Origin of the sequence: Streptomyces longhuiensis (genome assembly GCF_020616555.1) — a bacterium.
GTDB lineage: Bacteria > Actinomycetota > Actinomycetes > Streptomycetales > Streptomycetaceae > Streptomyces > Streptomyces longhuiensis.
The window spans coordinates 4,989,424-5,008,933 of record NZ_CP085173.1 but is presented as its reverse complement, the minus strand read 5'-3'; the positions used below and the strand labels follow the sequence as shown (position 1 = coordinate 5,008,933).

Here is a 19,510-nt window from a genome sequence, read left to right as displayed (position 1 = left end):
CCATCCCGTGACGGAAGGCACCACCTCCGCCGCTCCTGAGGGCAGCGACACCCTGACTCGCCTCGAGCAGGAAGGCGAGATTGCGGCGGACTACCTCGAGGGTCTGCTCGACATCGCCGACCTCGACGGCGACATCGACATGGACGTCGAGGCCGACCGCGCCGCCGTCTCGATCGTCAGCGACGCGTCCACCCGCGACCTGCAGAAGCTGGTCGGCCGTGACGGTGAGGTCCTCGAGGCCCTCCAGGAGCTGACCCGCCTGGCGGTCCACCGGGAGACCGGGGACCGCAGCCGCCTCATGCTGGACATCGCCGGTTACCGGGCGAAGAAGCGTGCGGAGCTCTCCGAGCTGGGCGCCAAGACCGCGGCCGAGGTGAAGAGCAACGGCGAGCCGGTCAAGCTCGACCCGATGACGCCCTTCGAGCGCAAGGTCGTCCACGACGCGGTCAAGGCCGCCGGCCTGCGCAGCGAGTCCGAGGGCGAGGAGCCGCAGCGCTTCGTCGTCGTGCTCCCTGCCTGAGCGGTACGTTGCTCTACGGCCCCGTCTGTTCGCAGGCGGGGCCGATCTTTGTCAGCCTGATAGTCAGCCACCCAACGCGGTAGCGCGGTACGGAAGGACGGTCCACGTGACGGAGGCAGCAGAGCTTCCCCCGGCTCCTGAACAGGCCCGAGCGGTATTCGGCGAGCGCTACACGGACGCGGTCCGATACGCGGAGCTGCTGGCCGACGCGGGGGTGCAGCGTGGTCTCATCGGTCCCCGGGAAGTTCCCCGGCTGTGGGAGCGGCACATCCTGAACTGCGCCGTGCTGTCCGAGGTCGTACCGGAGGGCGTCACCGTGTGCGACGTGGGCTCCGGTGCCGGCCTGCCCGGTATCCCGCTGGCCCTGGTACGGCCCGACCTGAAGATCACGCTCCTGGAGCCGCTGCTGCGGCGCACGACCTTCCTCACCGAGGTCGTCGAGCTCCTCGGCCTCGACCATGTGACCGTGGTCCGAGGCCGCGCCGAAGAGGTCCTCGGCAAGCTGACTCCCGTCCACGTGGTGACGGCGCGCGCTGTCGCTCCGCTGGACCGTCTCGCGGCGTGGGGCGTCCCTCTGCTGCGGCCGTACGGCGAGATGCTGGCCCTCAAGGGCGACACCGCCGAGGAAGAGGTCAAGAGCGCGGGGGCTGCCCTGAGCAAGCTCGGCGCGGTGGCCACTTCGGTGCTTCACGTCGGCGAGGGCGTGGTGGATCCGCTCTCGACCGTGGTGCGTGTCGAGGTCGGGGAGAGCCCCGGCGGTGTGCGCTTCGCCGCGAAGCGCGCCAAGGCGGCTCGCGTCGGGCGGGTCCGGCGTCGACGCTGATGTTGCTCCTTCTCTTCGAGGCGTCTGCTGTGTTCTAGGCGACAGTGCGTTTCTCGCGGTGATGGCCGCTCGGGTCCTCGGGACCTGAGCGGCCATTGCTTTTATCTGAGCTGCGATCGATTTTGAGGTGACGCTTGTCTCGTGGTTCTACAGCGTCTGGTGTCGGCAGCTCGCGTACTGCATGGCGCCGAGGGCGTCGGCGGGTTGTCGCTGATCCGTCCTGACGGTGGCCCGTGCCCCGTGAAACCTGCCAAACGTATGTATGTCGGGGTGTCGCACGGGTGCCGACCGGGCTGCGGTGCATCGTGTTTCACGTGAAACGTCGCTCACTGCTGCATGGCATCATCAGTCGCGGTCGCGCCGCGGCTGCACCCCGCGACCGTAGGCCTCTCGGATCCCTCGAATCGGGCACGGAGTTGTCCACAGAGGCCGTTTCCTCCACAGAAGACAGGGCCTCGCTGGTTCACGACCCCGAAAGCATGGGAGGCTCTGTTCATTGCGAGCCTGAAGTCGAGGAGAGTGAATCCTTGCGGTCCGACGCCAACATCGCGGGACCGATGACCGATCCGGTCCCCGGTCCCCGTACCGAGTCGGTGGGGGAGGATGTTTCACGTGAAACACCGCCTCCGATGGACGACACCCCTATCGGTCGTGCTGCCCAGCTGGCGGTAGAAGCCCTTGGTCGCGCAGGCGAGGGCCTGCCGCGACCTGAGCAGACCCGCGTCATGGTGGTTGCCAACCAGAAGGGCGGGGTCGGCAAGACCACGACAACGGTCAACCTTGCCGCCTCGCTGGCGCTGCACGGTGCCCGCGTGCTGGTGATCGACCTGGATCCGCAGGGCAACGCCTCCACGGCTCTGGGTATCGACCACCACGCCGAAGTCCCTTCGATCTACGACGTGTTGGTCGAGAGCAAGCCGCTCTCCGAAGTCGTACAGCCCGTGGTCGATGTGGAGGGCCTTTTCTGCGCCCCCGCCACCATCGATCTCGCCGGTGCGGAGATCGAGCTGGTCTCGCTGGTGGCACGCGAGAGCAGGCTGCAGCGCGCGATCCAGGCGTATGAGCAGCCCTTGGACTACATCCTCATCGACTGCCCTCCGTCGCTCGGCCTGCTGACGGTCAACGCCCTGGTCGCCGGCGCCGAGGTACTGATCCCGATCCAGTGCGAGTACTACGCGCTGGAGGGCCTGGGTCAGCTCCTGCGCAACGTGGATCTGGTGCGCGGGCATCTGAACCCTGATCTGCACGTGTCGACGATCCTGCTCACGATGTACGACGGCCGCACCCGGCTGGCGTCCCAGGTCGCCGACGAGGTTCGGAGCCACTTCGGCGAAGAGGTCCTGCGGACGAGCATTCCGCGCTCCGTGCGCATTTCCGAGGCCCCTAGCTATGGGCAGACGGTGCTCACCTACGATCCGGGGTCGAGCGGCGCTCTCTCCTATCTCGAGGCGGCGCGGGAGATGGCGCTGCGCGGGGTCGGTATCCGCTACGACGCTCAGCACGCCCATACGGGCACTCAACTTGACCAGCACAGCACGGTGGAGGGTATCCAGTGAGCGAGCGACGGAGGGGACTGGGCCGTGGCCTCGGCGCACTGATTCCAGCAGCCCCCACCCCTGACAAGACGGCACCGGGCAGCCCGATGGGCGGTGCCTCCGGCTCGCCTTCCGCCGGGCCTGTCCTGACGGCGGAGCGCGGAGTGGCGGCAGCGAAGGTCGCCTCGCTTCCGCAGCCCCAGGCTTCACATGAGACAGAGGACTTGTTCGGCGGGTCGGTGGACGCTCCGGAAGCGCCGGCGGGAGCGTACTTCGCCGAGCTTCCGATTGACGCCATCACGCCCAACCCGCGTCAGCCGCGCGAGGTGTTCGACGAGGACGCCCTCGGCGAGCTCGTCACCTCGATCAAGGAAGTCGGGCTTCTCCAGCCCGTCGTCGTACGGCAGCTGAGCTCGTCGCGCTTCGAGCTCATCATGGGTGAGCGTCGCTGGCGTGCCTGCCGCGAGGCCGGTCTGGAGCGCATTCCCGCGATCGTCCGGGCTACGGACGACGAGAAGCTTCTCCTCGACGCGCTCCTGGAGAACCTGCACCGCGCTCAGCTGAACCCGCTGGAAGAGGCCGCCGCCTACGACCAGTTGCTGAAGGACTTCAACTGCACGCACGACCAGCTGGCCGACCGGATCGGGCGTTCGCGGCCGCAGGTATCCAACACGCTGCGGCTCCTGAAGCTCTCTCCCGCTGTTCAGCGCCGGGTGGCCGCGGGCGTGCTGTCGGCCGGCCATGCGCGTGCCCTGCTCTCCGTGGAGGACTCGGAGGAGCAGGACCGTCTCGCTCACCGGATCGTTGCCGAGGGGCTCTCGGTGCGGGCCGTCGAGGAGATCGTGACCCTGATGGGCTCACGTCCGACGAGCACGGCGCGCGCCAAGGGGCCGAGGGCCGGGACTCGTCTCTCGCCGGCGCTCAGCGAGCTCGCCACGCGCCTGTCCGACCGGTTCGAGACGCGGGTGAAGGTCGACCTCGGGCAGAAGAAGGGCAAGATCGTCGTCGAGTTCGCCTCGATGGACGATCTGGAGCGCATCCTCGGTCAGCTCGCTCCGGGTGAGGGACCCGTCCTCCAGCATGCAGCGACGGAGGACGAGGACCAGGAGAACGAGGGATAGGAGAACTGGGGTTCGCCCCGTTCGACGCAAGTCTCACGAGAGCAGGCCGTGTCCGGTGTGTACCGGAACACGGCCTGCTCTTTGCTTTCTGTCGGTATCGATGGAATCGCTTCGTGGATACGATGCGACAGGGAAGAGCGCACCCCTCAAAGTCACCTCACACGGGAGGCGGGTCATGCAATCGGTCAGTCGTGCCGGGCTGATGACCGCGGGTCTCGGGCTGGGCGCGGTCGGCGGTTTCGTCGGCAGCCTGCTCAAGGAACGGAGCGCTCTGACAGCCGCCCGTGACGCGGCGGGCGAAGGAAGTGAGGAACTGCCTTCATGGGGCGTCGGCTCGTACCGCTCACACTGGACAACCTTCCGGACCTTCCCAACCGTTGCCGGTCGTGTGTCTTCTGGGAGCTGGATCCGGTCAGCGGCCAAGCCGCGCTGAAGGCAGGCACTCCGGAGCTGGAGAAGGAGGGCTGGATTTCGGCTGTCCTCCTGGAATGGGGTTCCTGCGGCCGGGTCGTCTACGTGGACGATGTCCCGGTCGGCTTCGTGCTCTACGCGCCGCCGGCGTATGTCCCCCGCTCCACTGCCTTTCCCACGAGTCCGGTCTCCCCCGACGCCGTGCAGCTGATGACGGCGTGGATCATGCCCGGCTATCAGGGCCAAGGGCTCGGCCGGGTGATGGTGCAGACCGTCGCCAAGGATCTGCTGCGGAGGGGATTCAAGGCGATCGAGGCGTTCGGCGATGCGCAGTGGAAGGAACCGGCCTGCATGCTCCCCGCGGACCATCTGCTGGCCGTTGGCTTCAAGACCGTGCGGCCTCACCCCTCCTATCCGCGCCTCCGCCTTGAGCTGCGTACGACGCTCTCGTGGAAGGAGGACGTCGAGCTCGCCCTTGACCGGCTCCTCGGAGCAGTGCAGAAGGAACCGGCGCTCCGCCCCCTGTGAGTCCCGATCCATCCGTTGAGGCGGTCACGCAAACGGGCCAACCCAGTTGGGTTGGCCCGTTCGTGTTTCACGTGAAACATCGCCGCTCCGCCGTGGAGCCGCATCGCCGATCAGTTGGCGATGAAGTCCTCGAGGTCGCGCACGATGGCGGCCTTCGGCTTGGCGCCGACGATGGTCTTGGCGACCTCGCCGCCCTGGTAGACGTTCAGGGTCGGGATCGACATGACGCCGTACTTCGCGGCGATGGCCGGGTTCTCGTCGATGTTGAGCTTGACGACCTCGATCTTGTCGCCGTACTCGGCGGCGATCGCCTCGAGGGACGGCGCGATCTGGCGGCACGGTCCGCACCAGGCGGCCCAGAAGTCCACCAGTACGGGCTTGTCGCTCTTGAGGACGTCCTCGTCGAAGGAAGCGTCGGTCACGTTCTTGAGGTTGCCGGCCACGGCGGGCTCCTTAGCTACTTTGGTGATGCGGTGGGGCGGGTGTGAGTTCTCAGACGGTGGCGGCCGCGGCGGACTCGCTGTCGGTGAGAGAGGCGAGGAAGCGCTCGGCGTCCAGGGCGGCGGAGCAGCCGGTGCCAGCCGCGGTGATCGCCTGACGGTAGGTGTGGTCGACGACGTCACCGGCACCGAAGACACCGGTCAGGTTCGTCCGCGTCGAGGGGGCCTCGACCTTCAGGTAGCCCTCGTCGTCCAGCTCGAGCTGGCCCTTGAAGAGCTCGGTGCGCGGGTCGTGGCCGATCGCGATGAACAGGCCGGTGACCGGGAGCTCGGAGGTCTCACCCGTCTTGACGTTGCGCAGCGTCAGGTGCGAGAGCTTCTGGTCGCCGTGGACCTCGGCGATCTCGCTGTCCCAGGCGAACTTGATCTTCGGGTCGGCGAAGGCGCGATCCTGCATGGCCTTGGAGGCGCGCAGGGTGTCACGGCGGTGCACGATCGTCACGGACTTGGCGAACCGGGAGAGGAAGGTCGCCTCCTCCATCGCGGTGTCACCGCCACCGATCACGGCGATGTCCTGGTCCTTGAAGAAGAAGCCGTCGCACGTCGCGCACCAGGAGACGCCACGACCGGAGAGCGCGTCCTCGTTCGGCAGGCCGAGCTTGCGGTGCTGGGAGCCGGTCGTGACGATGACGGTCTTCGCGCGGTACACGGTGCCCGCCGTGTCGGTGACGGTCTTGATCTCGCCCGTCAGGTCGACGGAGATGACGTCGTCCGGGACCAGCTCGGCGCCGAAGCGCTCGGCCTGGGCGCGCATGTTGTCCATGAGCTCGGGGCCCATGATGCCGTCCTGGAAGCCGGGGAAGTTCTCCACCTCGGTGGTGTTCATCAGGGCACCGCCCGCGGTGACAGCGCCCTCGAACACCAGCGGCTTCAGCGACGCGCGCGCGGTGTACAGGGCTGCCGTGTAGCCGGCGGGCCCGGAGCCGATGATGATCACGTTACGGACGTCGCTCACGGCTTGATTCCTCGTCTCTGCGGGACTGCTGCGTACTGCCGGGGGAGTCCGTCTCCGGACTCTCACCCCACCCAACGGATCCTACGGGGCGCGCATTCCCACCGTGTCCGGGAGCACACGCGAAGTGTGTCCCCGGGTGGAGTCAGCGCCGAGCGTAGGAGTGGGTCAGCAGCAGTTTTCCGGGAGCGGAGGACGGCTGCTTCACGCAGGTCGCGTCGATGACGTAGGCCGAGACCTGGGCAGGATCCGACTCGTGGGGCAGCACGACGAGGTAGGCGATGGTGCCCTTGTAGTCTCCCCGCTCGATGGCGAGGGCAGGAGTCTGACGGCCGGTGCCCCGCTGTATGCAGTCCGGCACCACGACGGTCTTCCCCCGCATCGGGGAGTTCGTCCTGGGGGTCTTCGGCCCCGACTGCTGGATGTCGACGGACGGCTTGGATGTCGACGAGTCGGAGGGCGCGGAGGATTTCTCCGTCAGAAGGTTCTGCACCTGGCTCTCGAGCTTGTTCTCGGAGAAGGACAGTGCGGAACTCGCCTGGCGGGGCGTGCCGCTCTCGGGAGCGCCGGTAGGTGTGCCGCCCCCGTTCTGCAGGAAAAGGACTCCCAGGCCGATCGCGGCCGCGGTGAAGACCGCTCCGAGGGCGGCGCCCCGACGGCGCCGGGTGCGCGTCCGGCCGCCGCGCCCCGGACCTGTCGCGGCACGGGGATGACCGGAAGGGCGGTCCACGGCGGTGGTCGGCGAGTCGGCCGGCGTTGTTTCACGTGAAACAGGCGCCGCGGACTGCGCCTCGGCTTCGTCCTTGTCCTCGATGTCGGCAGGTGCCTTCGTGTCGAGCAGTGCTTCGGCGGCGAGCGCGGCGTCGATGCGGCCGGCGATGTCGGCAGGCATATGAGCCGGGCCGGGGAGCGTGCCGAGCGTGCCGCGGATCTCCTCCAGGGAGGCGTGGACGTCGGCGCACAGCTCGCAGCCGTCCAGGTGCTCCTGTACCGCCTCGGTGCGAGAAGGGGAGAGCAGGCCCTCGGTGAGGTCGGAGATCTCGTCGATCTCGGGGTGCTCGGCCGTGTCGGTCGTGGATGTCACGCTCGCCCACCTCCGCCCTTCACGGCAGCTGAATCACTTGGTCCTGCCCCGTCCCGGGGCCCTGCTGCCGGTGGGACGGATGTCCCCTGCGTCCGGTTCCTTTCGGGCGCTTCCGGGGGCGGGTTCTTGCCACTCGCGTTCTCGCCGTTGTCGGTCCGCAGATGGGTGACCAACGGCAGGAGTCTGGCTCTGCCGCGCGCACAGCGGCTCTTGATCGTGCCGGTGGGAACACCGAGAACGCGGGCCGCCTCGGCCACCGGGTAGCCCTGCATGTCGACCAGGACGAGCGCGGCACGCTGGTCGACGGGAAGGGTGCCCAGCGCTTCGAAGAGTTCACGGTGCAGATCGTTGCGTTCGGCGGGGGCAGCCGCGGACTCGTGGGGTTCGAGGAGCTGGTCCAGGCGCTCCGTGTCCTCGACCGGAGAAGTCTTCCGCGACGCGGCCTTGCGGGCCCGGTCGAGGCAGGCGTTCACGGTGATGCGGTGCAGCCATGTCGTGACGGCAGACTGCCCGCGGAACGTGTGCGCCGCCCGGTAGGCGGAGACCAGGGCGTCCTGGACGGCGTCGGCGGCTTCCTCCCGGTCTCCCAGGGTGCGCAGCGCGACAGCCCACAGGCGATCACGATGGCGGCGCACGAGCTCACCGAAGGCGTCCTTGTCACCCGCGACGTGGCGGGCGAGGAGGTCCTGATCGCTTGCTTCGCCATAGGCGGCGTCGTCCACTTTCGAACCCCCTCCCCCAGGTGAGCCCTCAGCCGGTGAACTTCACGTCGGTGAGGGCCTGCTTGTAACCCGCTCCGTAGTAACCGTCGGATCCGGACTTCGGCAGGGCCGTCATCCACAGGAGCACGTACCGCGTCTTCACCGGCTTGTCGGCCTCGATCTTCGCGGTGGTGCCCGTCGTGGTGTCCGTACCGATGCTCTTCATGGAGCCGATCGATGTCGTGGGCGACAGCGAATCGGCCGCGTACAGGGAGATCGTCGTGTGGTCGCCGCCGTACTGAAGAGCGATCGACGCGGCCGATACGTCCTTGGCCGAGCCGAGGTCGTAGACGATACCGACGCCGGGCTTGTAGGGCGCCAGCTTCGGGCCGTCGTTGTAGGTCTTGGTACGCCAGAACGTCTTGCTGTCGCCGTCGTAGGTCTTCGCCACTTCACCCGGGGCCTGTGCCTCGCCCTTGACGACGTATTCCCTGGAGTCCTCGATGGCCATCGGCTTCGTCGGCTTGTGCTCGTCGCCCTTGTCGTCGCCGTCGGTGTTGTGCGACGGGTTGGAGTCGCTCGACGTGCCGCGGTCCATCAGAGCTTCCGCGAGCTGCCAGCTGCCGAGGCCGAGGGCCACGATGAGCAACGCCGACACGGCCCACTTGAGCGCCTTGCCCGTGCGGCTCTGCAGCGGCGGCGGGGGCACCGCCGGCATGGGCTGGGCCACCCCGGGACGCGGAGCCTGGCGGCCGTACGTGCCCTGCTGGTAGGTCGTCCGCTGGTACTCCGCGGGCGCCGTGAACACCGGCTCCGGGGGACGGATGCGGGGCATCTCGCCGACGGCCTTCACCAGGTCCTCGGTCGTGGTGCACGGAGGATCCTGCCGCGACGCCGTCGCTCCCTCGTTGACGAGGGCACGCATGGCCAGCTCGGACAGTCCGCGATGCACGCCGGCCCGCACCTGGTCGGGTGCGATCAGGCCGATGTCCTTGGGCAGCCCGGAAAGGCCGTACGCGTCGTCCTCGTAGGGCCAGCGCTGCGTCAGGGCGGCGTACAGGAGGGCGCCGATCGCTTCGGTGTCCGTGCGCTGCGGTGTCTCCGACGTGATGCCGCGGAGGGCGGCGTTGACGGCGAGGCCGCGGATGCGCCACTGACCGGTCGAGGTGCGCAGCACCGCGCTCGGGGTGAGCCGCAGGTGTGCGAGGCCCTCGCGGTGTGCGGCGGCCATCGCCTGGGAGATCTGGTTCACGAGCTGGTAGGCCTCGTGCACCTCGAGGGGGCCCGAGGCGAGCAGCGCGGTCAACTCCGTGGCATCGGGCAGCCATTCGTGCACCACGTACACGAGGTCGTTCTCCTCGACCGCGTCCAGGACCTGGACGAAGCGAGGGTCGCCGAGCAGCGCCGACGAGCGTGCCGCGGCGAGGACAGACCGTGCCCGCGGATGGTCCGCGGGGAGCAGGTGCACCCCGACGGCCCGGCGGAGCTTCTCGTCCACCGCGCGCCAGCTGCTGAATCCGTCCAGCCGGGTGACGCACTCCTCCAAGCGATAGCGTCTCGCGAGTTTGTGACCGCTGTGCAACTCGGGGGGAGTGGACGAGCCTGGGCTCGTCGAACCGTCGGTGTCCTCCACGTCCTCGTTCGCTGCCGTGTCCCGCTCCCGGGTCTGGGCCACCCCGTCGGCCGTGGTCTGCTCCGCCTTCGCGGTCAGTGGCTCGTCACCACTGTTGTCTGCCACGTCGACGGCAGCCGTACTCCGTTCCGCCACCGTCGTTCCTGCCTCCCCATCCGTTGCGCGCTCTGCGACGCCAAAGCCAATTGTGCCCACAGTCCGGCGATAAGCACGACACGCGGTAGCCCGCGATGGTTGTGCGGCCGGCCGGGCCGTTAGCGGCCGAGGCGCCCGCGGACCATTCCGACCATCGAGTTGAGCTCTTCGATCCGCATGCGCCGGGCGGCGACATAAAAGACACCCAGCAGTACGGCCCCGCCCACGACCAACGCTGCGATCGAACCCGCCGCGCCGCTGCCGAGCGCCCCCATGATCAGGAAACCTACCGCGCCACCGGCGACGGCCCCCGGGATCGAGGCCATGCAGAGGCGGGCGTAGGTGCGGATGACCTGTGCGCCGTCCAGGTCGCCGCCGAGACGCTTGCGCAGGCGCTGCCAGGCGACGCCCACACCGATCGCGTAGGCGAGACCGTACGAGGCGGCCATGCCGACCACGGCCCACTGGGCGGGCAGCAGGAGGTAGGCGATCCCCGACGCGGCCGCGTTGACGGCGGCCACGATGACCGTGTTGTAGAAGGGCGTCCGGGTGTCCTCGTACGCGTAGAAGCCGCGCAGCACGACGTACTGCACGGAGTACGGGATCAGGCCGAGGCCGAACGCCATCAGGATGTAGCCCATGGAGCGGGCGCCGTCGGTGCCGCTGGACCCGAAGAGCAGGGTGCACATCGGGACGCCGAGAGCGACGAACATGAAAGCGACGGGGACGATCGCGACCGCGGAGGTGCGCAGGCCCTGCGAGATGTCGTCGCGAACCGCTCCGGGGTCGCCGTCGTGGGCGGCGCGCGAGATCCGCGGCAGCATCGCCGCCATGACGGAGACGGTGATGATGGCCTGCGGCATGCCCCAGATCAGCTGGGCGTTGGAGTAACCCATGATGCCCGCGCCGGACTTGCCGGACGCCTTCCCGGCGGCGGTGGCGAGCTGGGTGACGACGAGGACGCCCGCCTGGTTGGCGAGGACGAACAGCACGGTCCACTTGGCGAGCTTGACCGCCTTGCCGAGGCCGTGGCCCTTCCAGTCGAAGCGCAGCCGGAACCGGAAGCCTGTCTCGCGCAGGTACGGGATCATCGCCAGCGCCTGCACCGTCAGACCGAGCAGGGTGCCGATGCCGAGCAGCCGGACACCGTCGGCGGGGATCGTGTCGACGTGCAGCTGAGAATCTGCCGCGGTGCCGTAGACGTAGATGAACATGCCGAACGTGAAGATCATGACGATGTTGTTCAGGACCGGAGTCCACATCATCGCGCCGAACTTCCCGCGGGCGTTGAGGATCTGGCCCATGACCACGTGCACGCCCATGAAGAAGATCGTGGGCAGGCAGTAGCGGGCGAAGGTGACGGCGACGTTGTTCGCGTCCGGATCGTTGGCGATCGGTGCCGACATCAGCCGGATCAGGAGCGGCGACGCGAAGACGGCGATGGCGACGATCACGCCGAGCGCGACCATGACGAGCGTCAGCAGGCGGTTGGCGTAGGCCTCGCCGCCGTCCTCGTCCTCCTTCATGGACCGCACGAGCTGCGGCACGAACACCGAGTTGAGGCCGCCGCCGACGGTCAGAATGTAGATCATCGTCGGCAGGGTGTACGCCACCGTCCACGCGTCACCGAGCAGCGCGGAGCCGAGGGCAGCCGTGATGACCACGGTGCGTACGAAACCGGTGAGGCGTGAGACCAGGGTGCCCGCCGCCATGACGGCACTCGACTTCAGGAGGCCCGACGCGCGGCCCCCCTTGGCAGGGGCAGGGGCAGGTGCGGGCGTGCCGTTCTGGACGGGAGGCTGAGCCGGTCCGGCGGTGGGCACCGGAACGCCGGAAGCGTCGGCCGGCGGACGGCCGCCGCCGTTGCTCTGCTGGTCACGGAAGAGATGCGCGAAGGCATCGGGCTCGTGCTGCTCCTCGCTCGCCTGCGTCATCAGATCGTCGACGCCCAGGAACTGCGTGGTCCTGGCGTCGTCACCGTAGGGAAGGAGCTGCGACGGGCCCTCCGGCTCGGGAGCGGGCGTCTGGGCCCATACGCGGGGGTCCGGGGGGTACTGGGCTGCGGGAGGCGGGTCGTAGAGCGGCTGAGGGGCCTCATAGGTGCCCGGAGGCGGCGGAGGGTGCGCGGCGCGGTCGTAGAGCGCCTCCGTCACCGGATCCTGGGCCGTGAGGTCCTGGGCCCGGTACGGATCCTGGTCATAGGCGTCCTGGAGGTACGCGTCCTGCGGATACGCGTCCGGGGCCGGGTGGGGCGGCGGGACCTGGCCGGGCGCTCCCTGATGACCGGGGGGCGGGCCCCCGGCCGAGGCTGAGCCACCCGGGCCCTGGCCACGGTCACCGTCGTACGGCGCGTTCATGGTTACCCCACCTCATTGTCCCCGGGCCCACGGCCACGACATCGCTCAACGGTCCACTCTCTCACCCGTGCCGGACGGGTCCGTGCTTTCCGGAGCGGTGTCCGGTGTCGGGTCACTCGGCTGCTCGGGGTCGCCTTCCCCGGGTTCGGAGCCCGACTCCCCGTTCTGACCGTCGTCAGGCCCCTCCTCGGCGCGTTGCGCGGCGGCACGCTTGCGCTGGGTGTACATGCGGAACCCGGCGAGGACGAGGAGCAGGACGCCGCCGGCCATGACGAGCATCACGGTCGGGGTGATCTCGGTGACGTTCACGTCGAACCGCACCTCGGGGCCGTAGGGCTGGCCATCCTCCGTGTACAGCTGGGCGAAGACCGGGACCCTGCCGTTGGCGTTCGAGGTGGTGGTGAACTTCACCGACTGGCTGTGCCCGCCGGCGACCTTCACCTTCTGCTCGTAGTACGGTCCGTCGCCGATCTTGAGGCGGGTGCCGTTGGTCGAGGTGAGGCGCAGGACGAGGTGCTCGACGCCCTGCACCAGGTTGTTCTGGACCGTCACCGGGATCGTCGCGCTGCGTCCGGAGAGCTTCGCCTCGGACTTCTCGATGAGCCTGACCTGCTTGGTGAGCGCCGTGAGGTAGTCGGCGACGCCATCGCGGTACGCCTTCGCCTCGACGGGGTGGCCCCGCCAGGACGTGGACATCTGCCGGTCCATGGCCCGTCCGAACGGCGTCACCACGCGGGACGGGTCGGAAAGGATCACCTGGAAGTTGGTGAGCTTGTTCTGGGTGTCCTGGATCGCCTGGAAGGCCGACTCGGGCAGCTCCTGCTTGCGCAGGTACGAGGGGTAGGACCGGGAAGAGGGGACGCGGGTCGTCGCTTCGGGGTCTGGCTTCGCCTTCGTGGCTGCGGCCAGGTCCTCGGACTCCGACCAGCTGCTGTCCTGGTCGGCCTTGATCGCCTGAGCCATGGACTGCGCCTGGCTTGCGGACGGCATGCGCTGCGGCGCGACCACGATGTTGCGCTCGTTGTCGGGCTCCTGAAGGTTGATCGTCAGGCTCTGCGCGAGGAACTGTTGCACGGCGAGCGTCGAGTTCTCGGCCTTCGTCATGTCGCCCTCGAAGGCTTCGGACAGCCGCGCGTCGGTCACCACGGCCGTCGTGCCGCTGCCGATGGGGCGGGCCGCCGACGGCGTGTACGGCAGGTTGTTCCGCTCCTGGAGGCTGTCACTGCGGGCAATCACCGTGTCGGCGCCGGCGGACGTCGCGACATTGACGATGCTGGGGTCGATCGCGCCGTCGACGGGCCAGGCGTAGCTCGTGTCCGGCTTGACGTGCAGGACCGTCTCCACGGTCTTGGAGGCCACATCGGTGGCGTCCTTGAGGTGCCCGAGGGAACCCGTCACCTTCGTGCCGTTGTGGGCCAGCGACGCGAGATCCGGGTCGGCGAAGGGGAGGGCGACGACCTTCTGATCGGCGACGGCGTTCTTCAGATCGTTCAGCCACTGCTTGGCGACCGCCTGATTCTTGCCGTTGATCTCGGTGCCGTCGGGCTCCTTGATCTTGTACGGCCTCGTCATGGCGTCGACCGAGGCGAGGAGGTCGGGGTCGACCACCCAGGTCACATCGAGGGCGGTGCCGAGGGACAGCATCTGCTGGAGACGGCCGCCCGGAGCGATCTCCTTGGCGAGGCTGTCGTCGTGGAAGACGCGCGTCTGCTGCTCGTCGGATCCCGTCTCCGCCGTGAGGTGGGTCTGGGAGATGAGCGGCCACAGGTACGTCGTCTTGGTCTTCGTCTCCGCGGCCTCGGCCTGCCACGGGAGGAAGGTGCGCTGGATACCGAGCGTCTGCTGGTAGGGCTGAGTCGCGCTCTGGCCGGTCAGGGCGACACCGAGCTGGTAGACGCCGTCGGCGTCGAGGTCCATCTCCTTGACGGGGACGGAGAGGCTGAAGCCCTGCGTCGCGCCGGGGGCCAGCGTGGAGATCTTCTTGGCGTACTTGCCGCCGATCTCCCTGCCGTCCGGCGCTCCCCCCGCCGCGTGCCGGGAGACGTTGTCGATCGAGGCCCGCCCACCGAGGGCAGAACCGAGGCGGAGCGCCACGTGAGCGTTCGTGACGGCCTGCTTGCTGTCGTTCGTGAGCGTGCCGGTGACGGTGACCGTGTCGCCGTCGGACGGTGCGCTCGGAGTGAGCGAGTTCACGGCGACATCGACGGTGCTCGTACCGATCGCGTCGGCCGCGGGTGCTTGCGGGGAGGCGTAGCCGGGGGAGCCGCCGAGCAGGGTCAGGCCGGCCAGCAGGGGCGCTCCGGCGAGCAACGCCCCCGTGCGCCGCCACCTTCGACGGGCAGGTGAGGGAGTCATCCCTTGGAAGTCTGCCGCCTCGGCCACGCGCTCGCCCGTCCCTCGTCGTCGTCAGTGGTCGTCGGATAGTCCACGCATGGTAACGAGGTGCGCTGTGGCGAAGTGCCGCGGACTGCTCCACATGATCGGAAGACAGGGTAGGGGGCATCCGGCAGGGCTCGCGCACACCCACGGAAAACGAGGCGGAACCCTGGGCTCGGGCCACGTACCCTTTTCTGTTGTGCCGAACGCCAATGAAGACAATCCCAGTGCCCTGAGCCAGGTGCAGCGCCGCGCGGTGAGCGAGCTGCTGCGGGTGGCCCCTGTCGCCGATGACCTCGCCCGTCGATTCCAGGAGGCCGGGTTCTCGCTCGCCCTGGTCGGTGGCTCGGTCAGGGACGCGCTTCTCGGCCGGCTCGGCAACGATCTGGACTTCACCACGGACGCGCGTCCCGAAGATGTGCTCAAGATCGTCAGGCCTTGGGCGGATGCCGTGTGGGAGGTCGGGATCGCCTTCGGGACGGTCGGCTGCCAGAAGGACGGCTACCAGGTCGAGGTCACCACGTACCGCTCCGAGGCGTACGACAGGACCTCGCGCAAGCCGGAGGTCTCGTACGGCGACTCCATCGAGGAAGACCTCGTGCGTCGCGACTTCACGGTGAACGCGATGGCCGTGGCCCTGCCGGAGAAGGAGTTCATCGACCCGCACGGCGGGCTCGAAGACCTTGCCGAGCGCGTGCTGCGTACCCCTGGAACCCCTGAGGAGTCCTTCTCCGACGATCCGCTGCGGATGATGCGGGCCGCACGCTTCGCCGCGCAGCTGGACTTCGAGGTGGCCCCCGAGGTCGTCAAGGCCATGAAGGACATGGCCGACCGCATCGACATCGTCTCCGCGGAGCGGGTGCGGGACGAGCTGAACAAGCTGATCCTCTCTGCGCACCCGCGCGAGGGCCTCACCCTCCTCGTGGACACGGGCCTCGCCGGCCATGTCCTGCCCGAGCTGCCCGAGCTGCGCCTTGAGCGGGACGAGCACCACCGGCACAAGGACGTCTACGACCACACGCTGATCGTCCTCGAGCAGGCGATGGCGCTGGAGTCGGACGGCCCGGATCTCGTGCTCCGTCTCTCGGCCCTGCTGCACGACATCGGCAAGCCGAGGACGCGGCGCTTCGAGGACGACGGCCGGGTCTCCTTCCACCACCACGAGGTGGTGGGCGCCAAGATGACGAAGAAGCGCATGACGGCGCTGAAGTACTCGAACGAGCTCGTGAAGGATGTCTCCCGCCTGGTCGAGCTGCACCTGCGCTTCCACGGATACGGCACCGGCGAGTGGACCGACTCCGCGGTCCGCCGCTACGTCCGTGACGCGGGTCCGTTGTTGGACCGCCTGCACAAGCTGACCCGCTCCGACTGCACGACGCGCAACAAGCGGAAGGCCAATGCGCTGGGGCGGGCGTACGACGGTCTGGAAGAGCGCATCGCGCGGCTCAAGGAGCAGGAGGAGCTGGACTCGATCCGTCCCGACCTCGACGGCAATCAGATCCAGGAGATCCTCGGCATCAAGCCAGGGCCGGCGATCGGGCAGGCGTACAAGTTCCTGCTGGAACTGCGGCTTGAGAACGGGCCGATGGAGCATGACGCGGCTGTGGCGGCGCTCAAGGAATGGTGGGCGGCGCAGCAGAACGCCGAGTGAGTGACCCGCGTCGATGTTTCACGTGAAACATCGACTCAGGGCGGACATGCCGAAGGGCGCTGTTTCACGTGAAACAGCGCCCTTCGGCATGGTGATGCGTGGTCCTACTTGGTTTCCTTCAGGCAGAGCACCACGTCGTGGCTGCCACCGCTCTGGTAGTAGGAGACCTCGGTGCCCTTGACCGAGTTGCACTTGTCGACGTCGCTGGTGCCGTCGAACTTCTCGATGACCTTGTACTCGGAGTCGCTCGAGGAGCAGTCGACGTCCTTCAGGTCCGGAGCGGACGTCGTGCCGTTGTTGTGCAGGCAGCTGCCGACCGCGGTCGTCTCGGCGTCACTCTGGCCGAGGTACCACTTCACGCCGTAGAGCGCGATGGCGACCACGATCAGCGCGACGATGCGCAGGGCCTTCTTCTTGCCGCCACCCGACGGCTGGGCGGGCGGGATGGGCGCACCCTGGGCGTGCGGCGGGTACGGCTGCTGAGGAACCCCGGGCTGGCCGGCGACCGGAGCGTACGGACCGCCCTGCGGCGGGCCAGAGGGCTGCTGGCCCTGGGCGAACGGATTCTGGCCCTGCGGCGGCGGAGTGGTCACTTTGGGGGTCCCCCTCGAACTTAGGCGCGATGGCGCGGATAAGACGCCCGTAAGTTATCCGTACCGACTGACAACTCTGAAGTCGGGAGGGGCTCTGTGTCATTGATGTGACACTTACTGGGTGTCGAATCGGGTCATAGCCCCAGCAATCGCCGCGTAGATCAGGGCCACTGTGAGCACCAGCGGGACCGACTGTCCGTCAGGAGGCAGCATCAGCGCGGCCACTGCGGCCGCGCCAACGAACGCGACGTTGAACATCACGTCGTAAACGGAGAAGATCCGGCCACGGAAGCCGTCGTTCACCGAGGACTGCACGATCGTGTCGGTGGCGATCTTCGCGCCCTGGGTCGTCAGGCCCAGGACGAAGGCGGCGGCCATCATGGGGGCGGGCGCGAACGGAAGCCCGAGGGCGGGCTCGAGGACGGCTGCCGCCCCCGCGCAGACGGTGATCCACCCGGCGGGTCCGAGCCGCCCTGCAGCCCAGGGCGTGACGACGGCAGCGGCGAAGAATCCGGCCCCCGAGATCGCCACGGCGAGGCCCAGCAGGGCAAGTCCGTCGGACTCCTTGGACGACCAGGAGTAGCGGCTGAGCATGAGGACCATGACGGTCAGCGCCCCGTAGCAGAACCGCATCAGCGTCATGGCGGCCAGGGCGCGGGCGGCCGCGGGGCGCGCGGCCAGATGACGTACGCCCGAGGCGAGCCCCTGTGCCGTGCCGGTGAGCGCCGTCCGCAGGCCCGGACGCACCAACTCCGCGTCCGGACCGAGCAGTTCCGCGGACATGGGCAGGGACGCGAGCGCCGCGCACAGGTAGAGGGCCGCCCCGACGAGCACCACGAGGGCGTCGGAGTCCGAGATGAGCAGACGGACGGCGAACGCGAGTCCGCCCCCCAGCGTGGCGGCGAGGGTGCCCGCGGTCGGCGAGACGGAGTTCGCCATCACCAGGCGCTCGGCGTCGACCAGGCGCGGCATGGCGGCGGAGAGCCCGGCGAGGATGAAGCGGTTGACGGCGGTGACGCACAGGGCGGAGGCGTAGAAGAGCCAGTCCGGCGCATCACTGAGCATCAGGATGGCCGTCAGGGATGCCAGGACGGTTCGCAGGAGGTTGCCGTAGAGGAAGACCTGGCGGCGGCGCCAGCGGTCGAGGAGGACGCCCGCGAACGGGCCGACGACCGAGTACGGGAGAAGCAGCACGGCCATGGCCGAGGCGATGGCGCCGGCCGAAGTCTGTTTCTCCGGCGAGAACACCACGTAGGTGGCCAGCGCGACCTGGTAGACGCCGTCCGCGCCCTGGGAGAGCAGCCGCAGCGCCAACAGGCGCCGGAAGTCCCTCAAGCGCAGGAGTACGCGCAGGTCACGGACGACAGCCATGGGGCCCAGCCTCACATACGGGAAAGGTCCCCGGGTGCACGCCGTGTGCATCCGGGGACCTCAACAGCCCACAGGGAGAGGCGCGTTACTGCTGGTACGCGCTGCTCTGTGTGTGGTTAGCGCTCGACCTCGCCCTTGATGAACTTCTCGACGTTCGCGTAGGCCTCGTCGTCGAAGTACTGAACCGGCGGGGACTTCATGAAGTACGAGGACGCGGAGAGGATCGGGCCGCCGATGCCGCGGTCCTTGGCGATCTTCGCGGCGCGCAGGGCGTCGATGATGACACCCGCGGAGTTCGGGGAGTCCCAGACCTCGAGCTTGTACTCCAGGTTCAGCGGAACGTCACCGAAGGCGCGGCCCTCGAGGCGGACGTAGGCCCACTTGCGGTCGTCGAGCCACTGGACGTAGTCCGACGGGCCGATGTGGACGTTCTTCTCGCCCAGCTCGCGGTCGGGGATCTGCGAGGTGACGGCCTGCGTCTTCGAGATCTTCTTGGACTCCAGGCGCTCGCGCTCGAGCATGTTCTTGAAGTCCATGTTGCCGCCGACGTTCAGCTGCATGGTGCGCTCGAGTCGGACACCGCGGTCCTCGAACAGCTTCGCCATGACGCGGTGCGTGATGGTGGCGCCGACCTGGGACTTGATGTCGTCACCGACGATCGGCACGCCCGCCTCGGTGAACTTGTCCGCCCACTCCTTGGTGCCGGCGATGAAGACCGGAAGGGCGTTGACGAACGCGACCTTGGCGTCGATGGCGCACTGCGCGTAGAACTTCGCGGCGTCCTCGGAACCGACGGGCAGGTAGCAGATCAGAACGTCGACCTGCTTGTCCTTCAGGACCTGGACGACGTCGACCGGGGCCTCGGGGGACTCCTCGATGGTCTGGCGGTAGTACTTGCCCAGGCCGTCGTGGGTGTGGCCGCGCTGGACGGTCACGCCCGTGTTGGGCACGTCGCAGATCTTGATGGTGTTGTTCTCGCTGGCACCGATGGCGTCGGAGAGGTCGAGGCCGACCTTCTTCGCGTCGACGTCGAAGGCGGCGACGAACTCGACGTCACCGACGTGGTACTCGCCGAACTGGACGTGCATCAGGCCCGGGACCTTCGTGTCCGGGTCGGCGTCCTTGTAGTACTCGACGCCCTGGACCAGCGAGGCGGCGCAGTTGCCCACGCCGACGATGGCTACGCGAACCGAACCCATTCCGGTTGCTCCCTGTGTGT

Annotated in this window: 16 protein-coding genes; 6 read left to right on the top strand and 10 right to left on the bottom strand. The window is 68.4% G+C overall.

What is annotated here, in order from left to right; all coding sequences use genetic code 11:
* The first annotated feature begins 7 nt into the window (after positions 1–7).
* The 5 genes from LGI35_RS23220 to LGI35_RS23200 all read left to right on the top strand — a co-directional run bounded on the left by LGI35_RS23220 (position 8) and on the right by LGI35_RS23200 (position 4,938).
* Complete coding sequence (locus LGI35_RS23220; RefSeq protein WP_227296057.1) at positions 8–520, top strand: Jag family protein; 513 nt, start codon at positions 8–10, stop codon at positions 518–520.
* 106 nt (positions 521–626) lie between these two features.
* Positions 627–1,343, top strand: coding sequence for a 16S rRNA (guanine(527)-N(7))-methyltransferase RsmG (gene rsmG, locus LGI35_RS23215; protein WP_116512079.1), 717 nt, complete (start codon positions 627–629; stop codon positions 1,341–1,343).
* Between the two features lie 479 nt (positions 1,344–1,822).
* Positions 1,823–2,899, top strand: a complete 1,077-nt coding sequence (locus LGI35_RS23210; RefSeq protein ID WP_100597223.1) for an AAA family ATPase — start codon at positions 1,823–1,825, stop codon at positions 2,897–2,899.
* Positions 2,896–3,999, top strand: a complete 1,104-nt coding sequence (locus tag LGI35_RS23205) for a ParB/RepB/Spo0J family partition protein (protein ID WP_227296055.1) — start codon at positions 2,896–2,898, stop codon at positions 3,997–3,999. Before LGI35_RS23210 ends, LGI35_RS23205 begins: the two co-directional genes overlap by 4 nt.
* Positions 4,000–4,320: 321 nt before the next feature.
* Positions 4,321–4,938, top strand: coding sequence for a GNAT family N-acetyltransferase (locus LGI35_RS23200; protein ID WP_227296054.1), 618 nt, complete (start codon positions 4,321–4,323; stop codon positions 4,936–4,938).
* Between the two features lie 110 nt (positions 4,939–5,048).
* On the opposite strand, the gene trxA is transcribed toward LGI35_RS23200, so the two are convergent.
* The 7 genes from trxA to LGI35_RS23165 form a co-directional block, all read right to left on the bottom strand.
* Positions 5,049–5,381 carry a thioredoxin gene (gene trxA / locus LGI35_RS23195; RefSeq protein WP_100597220.1) on the bottom strand — a complete coding sequence of 111 codons (333 nt, stop codon included), beginning with the start codon at positions 5,379–5,381 and terminating at the stop codon, positions 5,049–5,051.
* 49 nt (positions 5,382–5,430) lie between these two features.
* Positions 5,431–6,393 (bottom strand): thioredoxin-disulfide reductase, encoded by a 963-nt coding sequence (gene trxB, locus LGI35_RS23190; protein WP_227296051.1) that lies wholly within the window; start codon positions 6,391–6,393, stop codon positions 5,431–5,433.
* A 142-nt stretch (positions 6,394–6,535) separates the two neighbouring features.
* Positions 6,536–7,474: an anti-sigma factor family protein gene (locus LGI35_RS23185; protein WP_227296050.1), complete on the bottom strand. Its 939-nt coding sequence runs from the start codon at positions 7,472–7,474 to the stop codon at positions 6,536–6,538.
* Positions 7,471–8,196 (bottom strand): RNA polymerase sigma factor SigM, encoded by a 726-nt coding sequence (sigM, locus tag LGI35_RS23180; protein ID WP_227296048.1) that lies wholly within the window; start codon positions 8,194–8,196, stop codon positions 7,471–7,473. The genes LGI35_RS23185 and sigM overlap by 4 nt, the downstream gene beginning before the upstream one ends.
* A 28-nt stretch (positions 8,197–8,224) precedes the next feature.
* Positions 8,225–9,943 carry a protein kinase family protein gene (locus LGI35_RS23175; RefSeq protein ID WP_227296047.1) on the bottom strand — a complete coding sequence of 573 codons (1,719 nt, stop codon included), beginning with the start codon at positions 9,941–9,943 and terminating at the stop codon, positions 8,225–8,227.
* 119 nt (positions 9,944–10,062) lie between these two features.
* Positions 10,063–12,300, bottom strand: coding sequence for a murein biosynthesis integral membrane protein MurJ (gene murJ / locus LGI35_RS23170; protein WP_227296045.1), 2,238 nt, complete (start codon positions 12,298–12,300; stop codon positions 10,063–10,065).
* Positions 12,301–12,345: 45 nt separating this feature from the next.
* A complete protein-coding gene (locus tag LGI35_RS23165) occupies positions 12,346–14,682 on the bottom strand; it encodes a DUF6049 family protein (RefSeq protein WP_227296043.1) in 2,337 nt (778 codons plus the stop codon).
* A 193-nt stretch (positions 14,683–14,875) separates the two neighbouring features.
* Here LGI35_RS23165 and LGI35_RS23160 point away from each other — a divergent pair, with 193 nt between their 5' ends.
* The gene (locus LGI35_RS23160; protein ID WP_227296041.1) at positions 14,876–16,327 is read left to right on the top strand and encodes a CCA tRNA nucleotidyltransferase; all 1,452 of its coding nucleotides are present in this window, start codon (positions 14,876–14,878) and stop codon (positions 16,325–16,327) included.
* A gap of 104 nt (positions 16,328–16,431) precedes the next feature.
* On the opposite strand, the gene LGI35_RS23155 is transcribed toward LGI35_RS23160, so the two are convergent.
* The 3 genes from LGI35_RS23155 to LGI35_RS23145 all read right to left on the bottom strand — a co-directional run bounded on the left by LGI35_RS23155 (position 16,432) and on the right by LGI35_RS23145 (position 19,490).
* Positions 16,432–16,920, bottom strand: coding sequence for an LppU/SCO3897 family protein (locus tag LGI35_RS23155; protein WP_116512089.1), 489 nt, complete (start codon positions 16,918–16,920; stop codon positions 16,432–16,434).
* Between the two features lie 114 nt (positions 16,921–17,034).
* The gene (locus tag LGI35_RS23150) at positions 17,035–18,291 is read right to left on the bottom strand and encodes an MFS transporter (RefSeq protein WP_227296038.1); all 1,257 of its coding nucleotides are present in this window, start codon (positions 18,289–18,291) and stop codon (positions 17,035–17,037) included.
* Positions 18,292–18,407: 116 nt separating this feature from the next.
* Positions 18,408–19,490 carry an inositol-3-phosphate synthase gene (locus LGI35_RS23145; protein ID WP_227296036.1) on the bottom strand — a complete coding sequence of 361 codons (1,083 nt, stop codon included), beginning with the start codon at positions 19,488–19,490 and terminating at the stop codon, positions 18,408–18,410.
* Positions 19,491–19,510 lie beyond the last annotated feature (20 nt).

What these genes read in the sequence shown, in the direction of transcription:
- LGI35_RS23200 (WP_227296054.1), top strand. Translation starts at nt 4,321, where the DNA reads ATGGGGCGTCGGCTCGTACCGCTCACACTGGACAACCTTCCGGACCTT.
- LGI35_RS23210 (WP_100597223.1), top strand. Translation starts at nt 1,823, where the DNA reads ATGGGAGGCTCTGTTCATTGCGAGCCTGAAGTCGAGGAGAGTGAATCC.
- LGI35_RS23145 (WP_227296036.1), bottom strand. Translation starts at nt 19,490, where the DNA reads ATGGGTTCGGTTCGCGTAGCCATCGTCGGCGTGGGCAACTGCGCCGCC.
- LGI35_RS23150 (WP_227296038.1), bottom strand. Translation starts at nt 18,291, where the DNA reads ATGGCTGTCGTCCGTGACCTGCGCGTACTCCTGCGCTTGAGGGACTTC.
- murJ (WP_227296045.1), bottom strand. Translation starts at nt 12,300, where the DNA reads ATGAACGCGCCGTACGACGGTGACCGTGGCCAGGGCCCGGGTGGCTCA.